This is a genomic window from Gracilibacillus dipsosauri (assembly GCF_003176895.1).
Lineage (GTDB): Bacteria > Bacillota > Bacilli > Bacillales > Amphibacillaceae > Gracilibacillus > Gracilibacillus dipsosauri.
Genome location: NZ_QGTD01000001.1, coordinates 20,291 through 37,674 on the forward strand (window position 1 = coordinate 20,291; position 17,384 = coordinate 37,674).

The 17,384-nt window shown below is 37.2% G+C and carries 17 protein-coding genes and 1 pseudogene; 10 read left to right on the top strand and 8 right to left on the bottom strand.

Translation table 11 applies throughout. From position 1 onward, the window contains the following. Positions 1–99 precede the first annotated feature (99 nt). The 5 genes from DLJ74_RS00095 to DLJ74_RS00115 all read left to right on the top strand — a co-directional run bounded on the left by DLJ74_RS00095 (position 100) and on the right by DLJ74_RS00115 (position 4,041). Positions 100–915 (top strand): CAP domain-containing protein, encoded by an 816-nt coding sequence (locus DLJ74_RS00095; RefSeq protein WP_054788084.1) that lies wholly within the window; start codon positions 100–102, stop codon positions 913–915. A 253-nt stretch (positions 916–1,168) separates the two neighbouring features. Then, positions 1,169–1,498 carry a four-helix bundle copper-binding protein gene (locus tag DLJ74_RS00100; RefSeq protein WP_054788083.1) on the top strand — a complete coding sequence of 110 codons (330 nt, stop codon included), beginning with the start codon at positions 1,169–1,171 and terminating at the stop codon, positions 1,496–1,498. 25 nt (positions 1,499–1,523) lie between these two features. Continuing rightward, entirely contained in the window at positions 1,524–1,976 is a 453-nt protein-coding gene (locus tag DLJ74_RS00105; RefSeq protein ID WP_109982838.1) for a DUF2188 domain-containing protein, read from the top strand. 228 nt (positions 1,977–2,204) lie between these two features. Then, positions 2,205–3,557 (top strand): PepSY-associated TM helix domain-containing protein, encoded by a 1,353-nt coding sequence (locus DLJ74_RS00110; protein ID WP_109982839.1) that lies wholly within the window; start codon positions 2,205–2,207, stop codon positions 3,555–3,557. Between the two features lie 13 nt (positions 3,558–3,570). Beyond that, positions 3,571–4,041: a hypothetical protein gene (locus tag DLJ74_RS00115; RefSeq protein WP_109982840.1), complete on the top strand. Its 471-nt coding sequence runs from the start codon at positions 3,571–3,573 to the stop codon at positions 4,039–4,041. Between the two features lie 78 nt (positions 4,042–4,119). Here the strand turns inward: DLJ74_RS00115 and DLJ74_RS00120 are convergent, their stop codons facing one another. The 5 genes from DLJ74_RS00120 to DLJ74_RS00140 all read right to left on the bottom strand — a co-directional run bounded on the left by DLJ74_RS00120 (position 4,120) and on the right by DLJ74_RS00140 (position 9,576). Then, on the bottom strand, positions 4,120–5,001 hold the full coding sequence (locus DLJ74_RS00120) for a manganese catalase (RefSeq protein ID WP_109982841.1): 882 nt from the start codon (positions 4,999–5,001) through the stop codon (positions 4,120–4,122). A gap of 207 nt (positions 5,002–5,208) precedes the next feature. Further along, a complete protein-coding gene (locus tag DLJ74_RS00125) occupies positions 5,209–6,477 on the bottom strand; it encodes a hypothetical protein (protein ID WP_109982842.1) in 1,269 nt (422 codons plus the stop codon). Positions 6,478–6,504: 27 nt separating this feature from the next. Next, a complete protein-coding gene (locus tag DLJ74_RS00130; protein ID WP_109982843.1) occupies positions 6,505–6,945 on the bottom strand; it encodes a hypothetical protein in 441 nt (146 codons plus the stop codon). Positions 6,946–6,997: 52 nt separating this feature from the next. Then, the gene (locus tag DLJ74_RS00135) at positions 6,998–7,762 is read right to left on the bottom strand and encodes a sporulation protein (RefSeq protein ID WP_054788075.1); all 765 of its coding nucleotides are present in this window, start codon (positions 7,760–7,762) and stop codon (positions 6,998–7,000) included. 371 nt (positions 7,763–8,133) lie between these two features. Continuing rightward, entirely contained in the window at positions 8,134–9,576 is a 1,443-nt protein-coding gene (locus tag DLJ74_RS00140; RefSeq protein WP_109982844.1) for a glycoside hydrolase family 1 protein, read from the bottom strand. Positions 9,577–9,894: 318 nt separating this feature from the next. Between DLJ74_RS00140 and DLJ74_RS00145 the strand changes: the two genes are divergently transcribed. After that, positions 9,895–10,629 carry a MurR/RpiR family transcriptional regulator gene (locus DLJ74_RS00145; RefSeq protein ID WP_109982845.1) on the top strand — a complete coding sequence of 245 codons (735 nt, stop codon included), beginning with the start codon at positions 9,895–9,897 and terminating at the stop codon, positions 10,627–10,629. Between the two features lie 161 nt (positions 10,630–10,790). After that, positions 10,791–11,285 carry an SRPBCC family protein gene (locus DLJ74_RS00150; protein ID WP_109982846.1) on the top strand — a complete coding sequence of 165 codons (495 nt, stop codon included), beginning with the start codon at positions 10,791–10,793 and terminating at the stop codon, positions 11,283–11,285. A gap of 79 nt (positions 11,286–11,364) precedes the next feature. Here the strand turns inward: DLJ74_RS00150 and DLJ74_RS00155 are convergent, their stop codons facing one another. Both DLJ74_RS00155 and DLJ74_RS00160 read right to left on the bottom strand, forming a co-directional pair. Continuing rightward, positions 11,365–12,819: a flotillin lipid rafts scaffold protein FloT gene (locus tag DLJ74_RS00155; protein ID WP_054788074.1), complete on the bottom strand. Its 1,455-nt coding sequence runs from the start codon at positions 12,817–12,819 to the stop codon at positions 11,365–11,367. 15 nt (positions 12,820–12,834) lie between these two features. Continuing rightward, the gene (locus DLJ74_RS00160; RefSeq protein ID WP_109982847.1) at positions 12,835–13,365 is read right to left on the bottom strand and encodes an NfeD family membrane protein; all 531 of its coding nucleotides are present in this window, start codon (positions 13,363–13,365) and stop codon (positions 12,835–12,837) included. A gap of 236 nt (positions 13,366–13,601) precedes the next feature. Between DLJ74_RS00160 and DLJ74_RS00165 the strand changes: the two genes are divergently transcribed. The 3 genes and pseudogenes from DLJ74_RS00165 to opuFB all read left to right on the top strand — a co-directional run bounded on the left by DLJ74_RS00165 (position 13,602) and on the right by opuFB (position 16,433). Next, positions 13,602–13,946 carry an NIPSNAP family protein gene (locus DLJ74_RS00165; protein WP_054860405.1) on the top strand — a complete coding sequence of 115 codons (345 nt, stop codon included), beginning with the start codon at positions 13,602–13,604 and terminating at the stop codon, positions 13,944–13,946. 64 nt (positions 13,947–14,010) lie between these two features. Further along, positions 14,011–14,970 (top strand): ABC transporter ATP-binding protein, encoded by a 960-nt coding sequence (locus tag DLJ74_RS00170; protein ID WP_109982848.1) that lies wholly within the window; start codon positions 14,011–14,013, stop codon positions 14,968–14,970. Beyond that, positions 14,963–16,433 (top strand): annotated as a pseudogene (gene opuFB, locus DLJ74_RS00175) (osmoprotectant update ABC transporter permease/substrate-binding subunit OpuFB). Before DLJ74_RS00170 ends, opuFB begins: the two are co-directional and overlap by 8 nt. 217 nt (positions 16,434–16,650) lie before the next feature. Here opuFB and DLJ74_RS00180 read toward each other — a convergent pair. Continuing rightward, complete coding sequence (locus tag DLJ74_RS00180; RefSeq protein WP_109982849.1) at positions 16,651–17,370, bottom strand: ferredoxin reductase domain-containing protein; 720 nt, start codon at positions 17,368–17,370, stop codon at positions 16,651–16,653. Between the last annotated feature and the right edge of the window lie 14 nt (positions 17,371–17,384).

The following is a 17,384-nucleotide window of genomic DNA, read 5'->3' on the forward strand; positions in this document are numbered from 1 at the left end:
ACCCTCAAAAAATTAATATTGGAAGTATTATCCTCAATTATTACAAAAAACACATGCTATGATGATAGAGAAATAAATAACAGAAGGAGTGTTTTTTTCATGTTAAAGAAAGTTGGAATTGGAATAGCATTAGCTGGTACAGTGCTATTTGGTAGTGCATTCTCACAACAAGACGTAGAAGCAGAGCAACAAGCCCATATTCAAAGTAAAATTAACTATAATATAGATTGGACAAAAATTCAGAATGGAGATATTCAAAGTTTAATAGACAAGCTTTGCAACAACCTCTCTAACGGTGAAGAGCAGTCCAATAAACAAGAGCAAGAAGATAAGGCAAAAGAACAAGAGCAACAAACAGAACAAAATACTGAGCAAGAAAAGCAACAACCAGTTGCTAAAGAAGAACCAAAGAATGAGCAAAAAGAAGAGCCAAAAGAAGAACCAGCAACTGAACAAAAAGCACCTGAACAAACAAATAATAATACAGAGCAAGCTAAAGAACCATCTAATACTCAGGAACAAAATGATACAGAACAGCTTAGTCAATTTGAACAACAAGTGGTAGCATTGACAAACGAAGAACGTCAAAAGCAAGGTTTATCTGCTCTAGAAATTGATACAGAACTAAGTAAAGTCGCTCGTGAAAAATCTAATGATATGGCAACAAACGGCTATTTCAGCCACAACAGTCCAACATATGGTTCTCCATTCGATATGATGAAACAATTCGGTATTAGCTATAAAACAGCTGGAGAAAATATTGCCAAAGGACAGCAAACACCAGAAGAGGTAGTGAATGCTTGGATGAACAGTGAAGGACACCGAGCAAACATTTTAAATCCTGACTTCACTCATATTGGTGTTGGCTATGTAGAACAAGGAAATGTTTGGACACAACAATTTATTGGTAAATAAGTAAAAGGAAGATCATAGGTGCCAATGCCTATGATCTTTTTTTATACGTTAGAAAAAGGATAAAATTTCTACACTGGAGAAGTTCCGATGTAGCTGGAATTTCAAGGTACCGAGTCTAAGGAAAACTAGACATTCGCCAAAGAATGAGCGAATGCGAGTTTTCCTAATCCCTCCCCTTACATATTTGTATGTTTATTTATTGCATGAAGCGGAAAAGTATAATATAGAACAAATTTTAAATGGAGGTTTTAGGATGAGTCACCAACAATACCAAGAACTACTTGAAACATTGCACGAATGTATGACAGCATGTAATCACTGCTTTGATGCTTGTTTGCAGGAAGAGGATGTAAAAATGATGAGCGAATGTATTCGATTAGATCGAGAATGTGCAGAAATATGTAGTTATTTAGAGTCAGCTATTTCACGAAATTCACCTTTTATTTCCGAGTTAGCTTCGGTTTGTGCCACAATATGTGCAACATGTGGAGATGAATGTCAAAAGCATCAGCATGAGCATTGTCAAAAATGTGCAGAAGCATGTTTTCGTTGTGCAAAAGCATGTCAAGAGATTGCATTTTAATTCGTTTGAAGGGGAGAGGATATAAATGCCTTGGGATACACAGGATTATCCAAGCTCATTGAAAAACTTAGATACAGCTGTAAAGAAAAAAGCAATTGATATCGCAAATTCCATGATAGACGAGGGTTATGATGAAGGACAAGCCATTCCAATAGCAACAGAGCAGGCCAAAAAATGGTACGATAATGCTTCAGAGCATGAACGAAATCAGGTTATGCAGATGAGTGACGAGGATCTACGAAAAAGAGATGAAAATTCGCAAGATAGTCGTCCGGAGCTCTTAGAAAAAGGAGAACATGTCATTCCACATGAGAATGGCTGGGCAGTTAAAACGCAAGATGCGAAGCAGGCTTCTAATGTATACCAAAGGAAGAACGAAGCAGTAAAACGGGCACAGGAGATTGCAGAAAATAAGCAAACAACGGTTATTATCCATAAAAAAGACGGATCAATTCAAGAAGGAATAAACAAATCCTAGCTTTACTTCCATCAAAGGGACAGTGTTTGTTAGCGAAACTTATCAAGATGCTTAGTGTCCGTTTCAAGATTTCAACGAATAATTAAGGATGAACACTGTGATTGAATAGCTGGTGAACCATTCAGTTCATCAGCTTCTTTATTATTCACAATATTGTCATTGGTGAATGGTCAGATTCTCGATTAGAATGATAGTAATGATTACTATTTAGAATTGAGGACATGATAAATGGATAATAAAAGTAAACAAAAGTCATCCGCCAACATTTACCAAATCGTTTGGCGTTGGCACTTTTACGCAGGAATTATTTTTGCACCATTTCTTCTTATACTTGCGATTACAGGAGCGATTTATTTATTTAAACCCCAAATAGAAGGCGTACTCTATGAAGATTATTACAATGTGATCGAACAAGGAGAAAAACTTGCGCCATCAGAACATATAGAATCAGTATTGGATCAATTTCCTGAGGCACAAATCACCAGTTATCGACCAGGTGAAGAGCGTACACGTTCTGCTGAAGTCAAGATCAGTCTGAACGGGGAATCGTATACTATTTTTGTGAATCCCTATACTGCAGACATCATTGGAAAGTTAAATGAAAAGGACCGTTTCATAGATAGAGTAGAAGAATTCCATGGTGAATTAATGATTGGTACCGTCGGTGATCGGATTGTAGAATTGGCTGCTTGCTGGACCTTGCTATTAGTTATCACTGGATTGTATATCTGGTTCCCAAAAACAAAAAAGTCCCCTTTTGGTGTGATTTTTCCTAGATTTAAAAAAAATAAACGAATTCTCTTTAGGGATCTCCATGCAGTCTCAGGGGCTTGGTTGTCATTAGCCATTATTTTTCTTGTCATCACTGGTTTATTATGGTCTGGTTTCTGGGGTACAAAGGTTCAAAATCTTACGACAAATGCTGGTATTGGCTATCCACCATCCATTTGGGTAGGAAGTGCTCCAGAATCAACTATTCAAACAAAAGATATTGCAGATGTCCCATGGTCTGCCCAAACAATGCCCGTTCCTTCTTCCGATCAATATGGAGGGTTTGTCCCGATAAGTATTGATGATGTTGTACGTATTACTAATGATGAAAATATATATCCAACCTATGAGGTTATCTATCCTAGCAGTCCCGAAGGTGTCTTTACGATCTCTGTATTTCCTCCAAAGGCAAAGGATGAAGCAACCCTTCACATTGATCAGTATACTGGTGCCATACTAGCTGATTATCGCTATGAGAACTACAAGCCATTAGGTAAATTAATGGCTTGGGGTATTACGGTTCATAAAGGACTGGAATATGGTGTAATGAATCAGATTATTGGCCTAATTGTTTGTATGGGGATCGTCCTTCTAGTCATTAGTGGCCTTATTATGTGGTGGAAAAGAAAACCGAACAATAGGCTTGGAGCACCAACTGGACCAAGTATCATTACAAAAAAAAGAGTGACCATCCTACTTCTTCTGTTTAGTTTTGTTTTTCCCTTAGTAGGTCTTTCAGTCATTTTTGTTTTTGTACTAGATTGGCTGATTCTAAGAAGAATACCAAGACTAAAACAATTCTTTTATTAAGGCTGGTGTAAAAATGAAAAAGTATGCTATTTTATGTTGCTGTATACTCTTAGCAGCATGCTCTGCTAACCTTGTAAAAGAAGGTTCTGCAGAGCTTTATCATACCGAATATCCGCTCGAGTTGGAACTAGATTTACCAACAAAGATAGCACCTAAGCAAGTTTTTTCTGTTCGTGTTTTATTAATAAGAAATGAAGTGCCAATTAATGAGTTAGAAGGGGTCCAACTTAAGGTTTGGAAGAATGAACAACCAAATCGAATACTTGAGTCCAACCTAGCCTATGAAAAAGAAGGTTGGTATCAAACCGATCTGACGCTAACCGAAGATGGAATTTACTTCTTACAAGTTCTAGCGAGCACTGATCAGTCTTCTATTTTACCAACCAAACGCTTTATTGTTGGTGAATTATCGGATGAGGAATTAAATCAACTCAAACAATTAGAGGAAAAGCCAGATCAAGAATCACATCACGAGCATCATTAGGCTATTCCTATAAAAACATCGTGCAAAAATAAAGCACAAAACCATAACCTGGCTTTGTGCTTTTACTGTAATTTTTATTTAATTTCTATTTTCATTCTGTTCCTCGTAGGCCGCAGATTCTACTTGTGGAGGTGCTGGCTTACTTGGATCTGGGCTATTATGAATATACGCTGGTGCTTGGGATAACTGAGGGACTTGTCCCATTGCTTTAGGATCGGATACATATTCAAAATTACCTTGTTTATCCATTGTCTCACCACTTGCCCATCTCCCCTGTGCACTTTCCTCTCCATTCGAGAAATTCATAAACGAATAAGACACTTCTTGCTTTTCTAAATTTTGTGGAAATGTACTTGGAACAATCGCTTTCTGATTCTGCTCCAACTCTTCAATTGCTGCCATCCATTGATTCTGGTGCATGGTATCTCTTGCAATTAAGAAAGATAACATATCCCGAACGCCTGGATCAGTAGTGGATTCATAAAGTCTTACAACTTGAAGACGTCCTTGAGATTCGGCATTTAAATTCGCTCTAAAATCAGCCAATAAATTCCCACTGGCAATCGTATACCTAGAGTTCCACGGGTAGCCTGTACTGTCAGTTGGAGTAGCACCTAGACCTGAAACAATCACATGTTGCGGATTCATTCCGCCAAGAACTGCCTCCACAGCAGGGTTTTTTGCTGCCTCTTCTTGATCCCTAGCTGGAGCTCCATCTAATAATTGAGCTATCATCGTAGAAATCATTTCAACATGGGCAATTTCTTCTGTTCCAATATCCAATATCATATCCTTATATTTTTGCTCTGCCCGACAGTTCCATCCTTGGAATAAATACTGCATCATTACCGTTATCTCACCAAATTGTCCACCTAGAATTTCCTGAAGCTTTTTAGCGTAAACGGGGTCTGGTTTGCTTGGTTTGGCATTATACTGAAGCTCTTTCACATGAAAAAACATGAACTGATTCCTCCATTTTCAGATAAATAGATACATATTCCATTACGTATTTGACGACAAAGATAGTTTCCCATTCGATCATCATTTTATGTAAAATTCTTTAAATCTTTATCATTTAATAGTCCTTAACAACACAAAAAAAGAATAGACATTAACATAGAATACGTTAATATCTACTCTTCCTCTTAATAATGTTGGTTTTTCGCTCTATTTTGTAAAGGCATCTAATAATATCACTTCTCCTGACTCCGCATCCACACAATAATGGCAGTCAAGCTTACCACAAAGTACATATTTCTGTTTAGCATAATCATATACATAGTATGGCTTTATGAGAAGATGTTGCTCTAGATTCTCAAATGCCTCTTCTTTTCCTACCATTACTTTATCCTCTGATTCAAAATTCTGAAACATTTCTAGAAAGGAACTTGTATCGATATAATTAAGCACCTCAAAGGTTTTCGGATCAAGCATCACTACAAGCTTTTCATTAAAGATTAGTTTGTTTTGCTCATTTAACTTTAACACGGCATGAACCATTTCCATATCTCGATATAGATGGTCTAGCACCCATTTTCCAGAATCATTTGGATATACCTTACGCATAAAATTTTTTACGGTTTCAAAGCACTTCTCCTGCTCCTCTTTCGTTATAGAGAGCATATCAGGACTTGGTTCATTAGCATAAGCTGTATCTGCAGAAATTTCCCTATTCACATCAATCTTTTTTCGTACTATATCGTTGTCAAGTCCACTCTTCCATGTTAATAAATGCTTTATTTTTGTACGCAACGCTTCCGGAATACCGATATCGAAATTTAAGGTTTGTTGTTCCTTATTTGTTACGAAAACCTCTTCCATCGCATAGGCTTGTTTCCATTTTTCTTCTTCCATTACTGGGAATTTAATGATATCAATCTGCTTATAGGCAAGCTCTATTACCGATTCCTGTGTTAACGTAAATGATTCTACTTCGACTAAATGCTCAGAAGGAAATTCCCCATGAACGGCAAAAAGAAGCAGCCTGCCCTCCTGATCTAGTTTTACCTCAATTTGTCCTGATGGGGAAATAGCTATTCCATCTATGCTTGAAACAAATAACCAGCGATTTGCTTCTTCTTTTGCTAAATGAAATAAATTCGATGAGATATTCGTCTCTTGTTCTATCCATTCCACAATCGCATTCGTATCTGGTGCTTCAACGCGGAGATCGGTAAATGTTTTTTCTCCAACAAAAATAATACTTTGTATTTGCTTAGAGTGTAGATCGATTTCTACAACGGCTGTTCCTTCTGGGTTAAGATCTTCATCCTCGTAATCGGGCTTATGCAACGGAAACCATTCCATACACAATGTATAAACCGTCTCTTGGTAAGTATTTACTTTACGCTGAATACTAGAAGTTTTTAAAAAATAGGAATCTAGCTTTAGTTTCTCTTTTGTCCAATCGACTAAATCTTGTAATCTTTTATCCATGTATACTTCACTCCCGCTGTCTCTTCCTTATTTAAAATCTTGTAGATAGCTTGCAACATTTTCAGGGATAGAAAAACTTAGCTTGTTATCCTTCATCACTAGATCTACAAATGGAACATTTTCATAGGTAATAATCTTCGCTACCTCTTGAAGTCGTTTTTCCTCATTCGTTGACTCACCTAATCGGATCGTTTGTTGTTTGTTCATTAAAAAGGTACTCCCTGCTATAGCCTCTGAAGGGACCTGTGCTAACTCCCACTTATCTAGCTTCAAAGAGGATACAAAATCAGCTATTTTCTGATTGTCTGCAATAGTTGTCTGTAATTCCCCGTTTGTGGACGATAGCACCTCTATTTGTTGTGCTTGATCGAAGCTACTACCCAAATTAGTATCATTTTTATCACTACAACCAATTAAAAAAGCGGTGATTGTCGATATGCATAGTACAGGAAATAAGAATTTCTTCATATTAACCTCCAGCGTAATCTTTAAAGCCGAGAAAAAATAATTCTCGGCATCTTTAGTTTTCAATATATTGGCTAATCACGTCTTTTAGCCTTTTTGCTACATATAGAGTTCCTTGCTCCATCTCAGATTCTAATATGGTGATTCGTACATTATGCTCATCCATATCTAATGCTTCTGCAAACAAGCTGCGGAGCCCTTTTGCCTTTCGATCCACCTGCAATACGATTTCAATTCGATCCTCTTGTAGAAGGAATACTGCTTCTAATTCATCTAAGTCTGCTTTAAATTCCTTTAATGGGCGAAATTCAAACTCCTGAATATATCCATGATGATCAGAATATTCCATATCAACTTTCTTCAGCTCAAACGCTAACTCATTGGTTAAAGCTTGAAGACACGTATCCATCCATTTATGTGGAGCTACTTGTAAATAATCCCGATCATTTGGATCAATGGCTTGTGGAATATCTAGCCCTGTTTGTATCCATGCTCTCGTACGGTTAATAGTCGGAGGCGTATGAATCGGTAAAGGAAATTCGAAATCAATGACCTTTGTTTCCCCTACTCCGATAAGAAAGGACTCATTGAGTGCGAAGCGGTGGAGTACAATATTTTCGTAATGTTTACGATCGTTTCTTTCTCGTAAGGCCTCTGTCATAACGAAAAGGTTAATTTTGTCAACCTTTTGCTCTATTCTTCCACCTTTAATTACTACCTTTCCTTGCAGTATATCTCCAGGTCTTAGTCTTTCGTTTGTTAATTGCGTGTCAACCTCCGCACTACCAATTCCTGCACTCGCAAGTAACTTTTTATACATGTACACTCTCCTCATTCTATCTCAAGGATTTTATTGTTTATTCTAAAAGGACAAATGCCCTTTATTAAAATACGTTAAAAATTACCCATTAGTTTCATAAATCAAAGGAAAAATTACTTCTTCATATTCCGTTGTCACAAAATGTTAAATATTTTACGGGAGATACGGATAGATCTATGCTTATAGAGGTTTTGGCTGCAGCTTATTATTCATGCACCTGGGGCGTATTAGGAAGAGATCAGGATGATTAAGCGATGTCCTTTTATTTTTTTCCTTTTTAAAAGTATAAAAAGAGGGAACGTATCCCCTCTTTCTCAACATATCTTACCATATTCACTTCAGATTATTTTTAGAACAAATTTTTTTGAGCGTTATAATTCTTCTCCATTTGTTTCAATGACGTTTTGATACCAGAAGAAAGATTTTTTCCTCTTTCTATCTAATGTTCCACTTCCATCATCATGCTTATCGACATAGATGAAGCCATATCTTTTTGCATATTCACCTGAAGATGCACTTACTAAGTCAATACATCCCCAAGCAGTATAACCCATTAATTCCACACCATCATCTATGGCTTCCCCCATTGCTCTAATGTGTTCTCTTAAGTAGTCAATACGATAATCATCACGAACACTACCATCTTCTTCTACTTTATCATATGCACCTAACCCATTTTCTACGACAAATAGTGGTACCTGATAGCGGTCATATAATTCATTTAAAGAAATACGAAGTCCTATTGGATCTATTTCCCAACCCCAATCACTTGCCTCTAGAAATGGATTTTTTATTCCACCCACTAGATTTCCGTGACCAACTTCTTCCGGGGACTTCTTCTTCTTTTCGGTGCGAGACATGTAGTAACTAAATGAAATGAAATCCACTGTTCCTTCTTTGATTAGTTCCAGGTCTCCATCTTCCATAGCAATGTCAATATCATTTTCTCTAAAGTAACGATTGATAAAGCTAGGATATTCGCCACGAACTTGAACATCTCCACAAAAATTGTTAAAAATACGAGATTCTTGCTGTGCATACATAACATTTTCGGGGTTACTATCATAAGCATAAACTGGAGCGTAGATAAGCATGCAGCCAATTTGTGATTCTGGAATGATCTCATGTCCTAATTTTACTGCTATCGCACTTGCAACAAATTGATGGTGAAGACCTTGGAAACTTTCTTGAAGACGGGTCTCCTCACTTGTTGGTGAAAAGCCAAGACCGAAAAGTGGCATATGAGTGGCACCATTAATTTCATTAAATGTTAACCAATATTTCACTTTATTTTTATAGCGATTGAAAATAACCTTTACATAACGTTCAAAAAATTCGACTAGCTTTCGATTTTTCCATCCACCATATTCTTTGATTAGATGCAACGGCGTTTCATAGTGTGCAATAGTGACTAATGGCTCAATACCGTGTTTATGAAGTTCATCAAATACACGATCATAGAAAGCCAAGCCCTCTTCATTTGGTTCTAGCTCGTCCCCATTAGGGAAGATACGACTCCACGCTATACTCAAACGAAAAACCTTAAAGCCCATTTCTGCAAACAACGCGATATCTTCCTTATATCGGTGATAAAAATCGATCGCTTCGTGGTTGGGATAAGAATATTTAGTTGTATCCATCTCAAAATCAAATCCAGCTTGGGATAAAAGCTTCAACCTCGCCTTTCCACCAGGTAATACGTCTGCAAGGTTAAGACCTTTTCCACCTTCCTTGTAAGCACCTTCTAATTGGTTCGCAGCAGTTGCTCCTCCCCATAAAAATCCTTCAGGAAACGATAAGTTACTTTTTGCCATTAGCTTGTCCCTCCTATGTCTTTATCACAGCTTTAGCCGTCCGTAAGACCCTCACTCTAAGATTTGATAAGATTAAAGAATGTTTTTTCAGGGTAACTAACGTGACGCTACGCTATCCATCGAGGATAGAAATTCCCCTGATGAAAATCTCACTTTACTAGTGATTATATAGTTTATGTTAATTAGGGTAAACAACACTTGGTGCTTTCGTTTCAATTCACACATTTTGTGATTTGTTTCATAGTTGTTACGTTATGTAACATTAACTAAATTATGCTATGATATTAGAAAATGTTGAACTAGGTGGGAGAATTGAAAATGTTTACTCATGAAATGATTGCTTCCTTTAATGAATTAGAGACAGCTTTATACAATTACATCTCGCAAAATAGTGAGAAAGTGGCTTATATGCGAATAAGAGAGCTTGCTAATGAAACACATGTCTCGACTGCTACCATTTTAAGATTTTGTAGAAAGGTACACTGTAACGGTTTTTCTGAATTTAAAATAAAGTTAAAAATGAGTTTAGAGGAGAAGAAAAAAACGGTCATTAAAAGTCCGCATCATTCAATTACAGAATTCTTTGAAAGAACATTAAGTGGGGATCTAGAAGCATATATGGATAATGCTGCAAAAACGATTTCTACAGCGGGAAGTGTTATTTTTATAGGATTAGGGAGCTCAGGTATATTAGCAGAGTATGGGGCTAGATATTTTTCGAGCCTTGGGAAATTCTCCCTTTATATTAAAGATCCACACTTTCCTATCCATACGAAATTTCGAGATAATAGTGTCACGATTGTTTTATCTGTGTCTGGCGAAAATCCGTTCACCGTGACTCAGGTCAATCAATTAAAACAGGAGGGTAGTAAAATCATAAGTATTACGAACAATAAACTTTCTACCATCGCCAAGATATCAGATATTAATTTATCTTACTATGTAACAGAGGAATGGTTTCAAGATGCCAATATTACGACACAAGTTCCGGTTGTTTATATATTAGAGTCATTAGCTAGAAAGATTTCAGCTTATTTTGATAAAACAAGATAAGCGGTATTATCCTCCATTCCCTTAAATAATTATTTGACAACAATATTCCTTAAATGGTATATTCCTAATAAGGAATAAATAGTTGGCTAAAGGTGGTATCTGTATAAAAAATGAAATCAGCTTTAGGCAGAACTAATTAAATAATTATTGGAGGAATTCTTATGTCAAATCAAATCAGCTTCACCTATACCTTTCATGCCCCACGTGAACTTGTGTTTAAGGCATTCACTGAAGCAGATCACTTAAAGAACTGGTGGGGACCAAAAGGGTGGAAGTTTGAAGTGCTTCAATCAGATTTCCGTCCGGGTGGTGTCTTTCTTTACAGCCAAAAACCTGACGACGGGGACGCAATGTGGGTTAAATTTGTATACAGTGAGATTGTTACACCAGAAAAAATCGTTTACTCTAGCTTCTTTTCCGATAGGGAAGGTAACACTATCCGTGCACCCTTTAACGAAAATTGGCCACTAGAAACCCTAACTAGCATGTCGTTCATGGAAGATGGAGGAAAAACAACCGTTACAGTGACTTTGGCGCCTGTATCCGCAGCTGAGGATGAGATCAACACCTTTATCGAATCAAAAGAAATGACTCAGGAAGGATTTATCGGAACCTTTAAGCAATTAGAAGATTATTTATTGAACACATCAAAATAATGAAGCGAAATTGTATGAATTAAAAGGTAAGGAGTCTCCTATCATAAAGAAGTCTCCTTACCCTTTATTTCTACAAACATTATTCTTCTACTTCGCTAAACTCCGGTTTCCGTTCGTTCGTAACGGCTAAACCTTCTTTTATTTTTGACTCACTGTTCGATGAGATATTATCTAGCATTCCTTTTAGATCTACACCTGATACATCCTTTAACGTTTCAGGTAGCTGGCTCATTAGCTTTGTCACATAATTACTCATTCTTGCAGCACCATCACCTTCACCATTCCCATTATCGATGACTGTTACCTTATCAATAGAACGAACTGGTTCAGCAACCTTTGCAGCAAAATCTGGAAGCATATCAATGATCATCTCTAAAATAGCCGCTTCCCCGTATTTCTCCATTGCTTCTGCTAGCTTTTCTTTTGCCTCGGCTTCAGCTAGACCTTTTTGGCGAATTGCATCTGCTTCCGCTTCCCCATCAAGGCGAATTTGTGCAGCCTCTGCTTCGGCTTGCTTGACACGTGTGACTTTATCCGCTTCTGCTTTTTGCTCAGCAGCATAGCGTTCTGCCTCTGCCTTTTTCGAAATTTCTGCCTCGTATTGACGCTGCTTTCGTAATACTTCCTTTTCATCAATCTCAATTTGTTTATTTTTCTCTACTAACTGTATTTGCATTTCTTCTTCCTTGACACCTTGTTCCGCTTTAGCAGAATGTAGCTTATATGCCATGTCTGCTTCTGCTTTTGCCGTATCCTGTTCACGCTTATATTGGGCTACCTTTAATTCTTTTTCTTTCTCGGATTCTGCAATCTGGGTTTCACTTAATAATTCGGCACGTTTTCCCTCTTGCTCTGCTTGCGCCTTTTGAATTCTTGCATCTCGCATAGCATTGGCTTCTGCAATTTGAGCATCTCGTTTTACTTCAGCAATTCTTGGCTTTCCTAAAGCTTCTAAATAACCGTTCTCATCCTGAACATCTTTGATGGTAAAGGAAACAATTTGTAATCCCATTTTCTTCAGATCAACAGCTGCTTGAGTTTGTACCTCTTGTGCAAAACGCTCACGATTTTTATAAATCTCTTCCACTGTCATCGTCCCTAAAATAGCACGTAAATGCCCTTCTAACACTTCTTGTGCTTCCTTGCGAAGCTCAGAGTCATCTTTTCCTAGAAATTGCTCACCGGCAGTTGCAATACCCTCTGTCGTGCTTTGTACTTTAATAATAGCTGTTCCATCTGCCATAACAGGCACACCATTTTCTGTATAGACATTTGGTGTGGAAATGTCCAGGCTATGGGAGCGAAGGCTAATATTCTCTGCTCGTTGGAAGACAGGAAGTATGAAGGCACCACCGCCACGAACAATCTTAATACCACCTCCATCTTCTGTTTTATGTACATTCTTACTCCCTAAAAAACTACCTGTCACTATCATTGCATCATCAGCGCCAACCGTTTTGTACCGTACGGCGAACAAGATGGCGAAGGCAACAATAACTGCAACCACTACACCAATAACTACTAAAAAATCCATTCCATTTCCTCCTTTTTAAAATTCGTTAAATTCCGAAACATAAAGAATCTGTTCTTTTATTTCTACCACTAGTACCTTCTTACCTTGTTTAATCTCTTCTTTATCAAAACTTGCGGCTATTTCATTCCAACTCCCGCTAGGTGATTGGATCAACACCTCACCCATACCTGTAGCAGGAATGGTAGTGATCACTTCTCCTACTTTCCCTTTAAGGTCATGAACAGAAATCGATGTAGAGGATTCTGCATTTGACATGGGAATGACTAAAAAATAATAGATGAGGAGATAGGCACCTAAACCTATTAGAAGACTAATGAGAAGAACATATATCTCAGATAATTCGGAATACTTTGACCACAGTACTCCAGATCCAGCAACCACAGCCAATGTTCCAAAAACGAGTAATGGATTAAATAAATCTCCAATGCTATCAAACAAACTATCTAATATTCCATCAAAAATATTACCGAGAAATAAAGAAATAAGAGCAATACCTAAACTACCCCACAACAGCCACCAATAGATATCTACTGCCTCAATGAGAATACACCTCCTTCACTCTTATATACGAATCAAAAGGAAAAAGGTTTCCATTTTTTCAGGATTCGCACTGCTTCCTTTGATTTCTTCAAATTGTTACCACACCTTACCATTTTAATGGAAAATTCTGAAGTATTCCACCCTTAAAAAGAAATTTGATCTATATAACTTTCAAGAGAAAAAGGGTTTTTCTAAAGTCGAAACGAAAGTTATAAGGAGAAAATTGAAAAGGATGTGTCCACATGTTTTATCGAAGGAAATTTTACATTGTTAAAAATGAATTTATTGATATTTTTAATAAGCATTTTTTAGAAACAAATTTGCCTAATCAACTGAAATATGGTGCAAGATTAGTTGGTAGATGGATGATTCCTCATTCAGATACTACTACAGAGATTTTTGCTATTTGGGAGTATGATAGCTATGAAAGCTATCAAGAAATTGAAAAGAATGTGAGGAGTGATTCTAAGCATCTTCTTCGGATCAAGGAATGGTATACGAAGCACGGAGGGAGGGAATATGTATTTAAGACCTTTTTTCTAGAGGTACGAAATGAAGAAATTCACTCAACAATACCTTATGAATAGATTTCTTTAAATAATTAAGGGTATACAAATAGAGAATACTTTGAGTTAAAGGAGCACTCGCTTTATGATAAAATTCGAAAATGTTAGCAAAACCTATGCAGATGGCACGACTGCTGTCGATACCCTAAATTTCACAATCAATAAAGGAGAATTTTTCGTATTAATCGGACCAAGTGGCTGTGGTAAAACGACAACACTTAAATTAATTAATCGTTTAATTCGACTAACAGAGGGCACTATTTTTATTGATGAAAAAAGAATTAGCGATTATGATATCCATCAGCTAAGATGGAATATAGGATATGTTTTACAACAAATCGCTCTATTCCCACACATGTCCATCGAAGAAAATATTGCTATTGTACCAGAAATGAGAATGTGGGACGAGTCGAAGATTAAGAATCGGGTCACAGAGTTACTAGAAATGGTTGGTTTAGACCCAGATACATATCGCCACCGTAAACCAAACGAACTGTCAGGTGGAGAACAACAACGGGTAGGTGTAGTGCGTGCTTTGGCAGCAGATCCTGCCATTATATTAATGGATGAACCTTTTAGCGCCTTAGATCCAATAAGTCGAGAAAAATTACAGGATGATATGATCTCTTTACAAAAACGCATAAATAAAACGATTGTATTTGTTACACATGATATGAAGGAAGCTATTAAGCTTGCTGATCGGATCTGTTTAATGGATCAAGGGAAAATCGTACAACTCGGTACACCGAGAGATATAGTACAAAACCCTTGCAATGATTTCGTACAAGACTTTATTGGAGCTTCACAAACGGCAGAAGCAGCTTTTTCCTTAGAAAAAAGTCTATTACCAGTGAATGAGAATCAACCAGTGCCAGAAGACACCATCCATTTAGAGGCAACATTAGCGGAGGTTATCGAGAAATTAACCAAAGCCGAGGAGATTGGTGTCTACCGTGAGAATCAATTTATCGGTAAGGTGAATCGACAGGTTATTCTTGAGTATCTCTCTACATCTTCTAAAAAAGGTGGGGAGCAACATGTCTAATATATTAGATGTCTTTCAATCACGAAGATCAGAGCTTTTCCAGGCATTTTTTGAACATATTCAGATCTCTTTTATCGCTCTATTATTTGCTGTTCTTATTTCGATTCCACTTGGAATTTATTTAACCAAAAAAGCAAAAATCGCTGAAGGGATTATTGGAATAGCAGCAGTCCTACAAACAATCCCTTCCTTAGCTTTATTAGGTTTATTTATTCCATTGTTTGGAATCGGAAAGGTCCCTGCGATTATAGCACTAATTATTTATGCTCTACTTCCGATCCTTCGTAATACTTATACGGGAATTAAAGAGGTGGACCCAGCCTTAATGGAAGCGGCAACTGCCATGGGAATGAACACTAGACGTAAACTTATGAAGGTAGAGCTACCTCTAGCCATGCCGGTTATTATGGCTGGTATACGCACCGCTATGGTTCTGATTATTGGAACAGCAACACTCGCGGCATTAATCGGCGCTGGGGGATTGGGAGATATTATTTTACTAGGAATTGATCGAAACAATTCATCCTTAATTATCCTAGGAGCTATTCCAGCAGCATTACTTGCTATTTTGTTTGACTTACTTCTACGCAAAATGGAAAAGCTTAGCTACAAACAGTCTGTAGTAACCATTGGCTTGGTAGTACTTATTTCCTTATCATTTATGCTTGTCCCTAACTTAATCAAAGGGGAAGAGGAAACACTCGTTATTGGAGGAAAGCTTGGTACAGAACCTGAAATTTTAATTAATATGTATAAAGCCCTAATCGAAGAAGATACAGAAATTAAAGTGGAACTTGAACCAGGATTAGGGAAAACCTCGTTTTTATTTAATGCATTGCGAAATAATAGTATTGACATTTATCCCGAATTTACAGGAACTGCTATATCCGAGTTCTTAAAGGAATCTACAACAAGTAATGATAGGAAAGAAGTCTATCAGCAGGCACACGATGGCTTATTAGAAAAGTTTAATCTAAAGTATTTAAAACCTATGCAATATAATAATACCTATGCTTTAGCAGTACCAGAGGTATTGGCTAATGCATATCATTTGGAAACTATTGCTGATTTAAAGACTATAAAAGGAGAGATCCATGCCGGATTTACATTAGAATTCTCTGACAGGGAAGACGGTTATTTAGGAATTCAAAAAGTCTATCAGCTAGAATTCCCTAATGTAAAGACAATGGAGCCTAAATTAAGATATTCTGCAATCGAACAGGGGGACATCAACTTAATAGATGCTTATTCAACAGATAGTGAAATACAACGTTATAACTTAAAGGTCTTAAAAGACAATAAAAACTTATTCCCTCCATATCAAGGAGCTCCTTTATTATCAGCTATCTGGTAAAATCACGGATGACGAAATGCGTGACATGAACTATCAGGTCGCGGTAGAAGGAAAAAGCGCTGAAGAAGTAGCCAGAAACTATCTTGAATCAGAAGGTTTAATTGAATAGATTTATGCGTCCTCTTTTAAGGGAGGACTTTTTTTAGCTCTTTCATATTGTAAGAATTTGATAAGCGGAGCATCATTAAATAGGAAATTCCACACCGTACATGATACTTTCATCGCATACGGCGTGCCCTCTAATGCTTAAGTGCTTCCTATTAGCCTGTTAGCATTGCTTGTGCCTATAACAGAGTTGGGAGGTTTTTTAATGTAACAGTTATCACTTATATTGACAAATCTAATGATAAAAACTTAGGCAGTTGTTGTTCATGCTTATCGAGCATTATCTGTTCAGGCTTGATGCCCTGCTCACGCAGTACTTCAATGTTCTGAATGAGGAATTCGTCACTGCCGACAACATAGAAGAGTCCATCCTCCTTGTCTGCAGCAAGATGTCTCACTGCTTCATAGTAGTCTTTACGGTTATCGACGAACTGTGATGTAAACTTCTTGTCAGGTGTGGATTTAAAAATATTAGTAAAAAGGAAATTTTTTGATGAATCGATATTCAAGGAATGCATTTGATTGACGTTGTCACCACGTTTTAAAAAATCAAGTACAAGCGGTCTGAAGGTTGCAAGGCCGACACCTGATGACAGCATGTAAACATTTTTGTTTTCTCTTTTAAGTGGTACATTCGAGTGAGTTTTAAATATGGCAATTTTATTGCCGACCTCAAGATTTCTTAAAACTGTTTTAAACTCAGAACACTGCTCTCTGATGCGTGTTGTGATACCGATTGAACCTTCGTACGGTAAAGTGGAGATTGACATGTGGCGAATCAGGCTACGGTTTGGTTTATCTCCGGCATTAAAGCCTTCTAGTGCGAAGTGGGTGTGAGATCCTTCTTCCCATGTAAAGTTTTCCGGGCAGTCGAGCAGGTATGTTTTAACTTCTGGCGTTTCTTCAATAATCTTATTTATTTTAGTCCAGTAGATTTGCATTGTATATTCTCCTT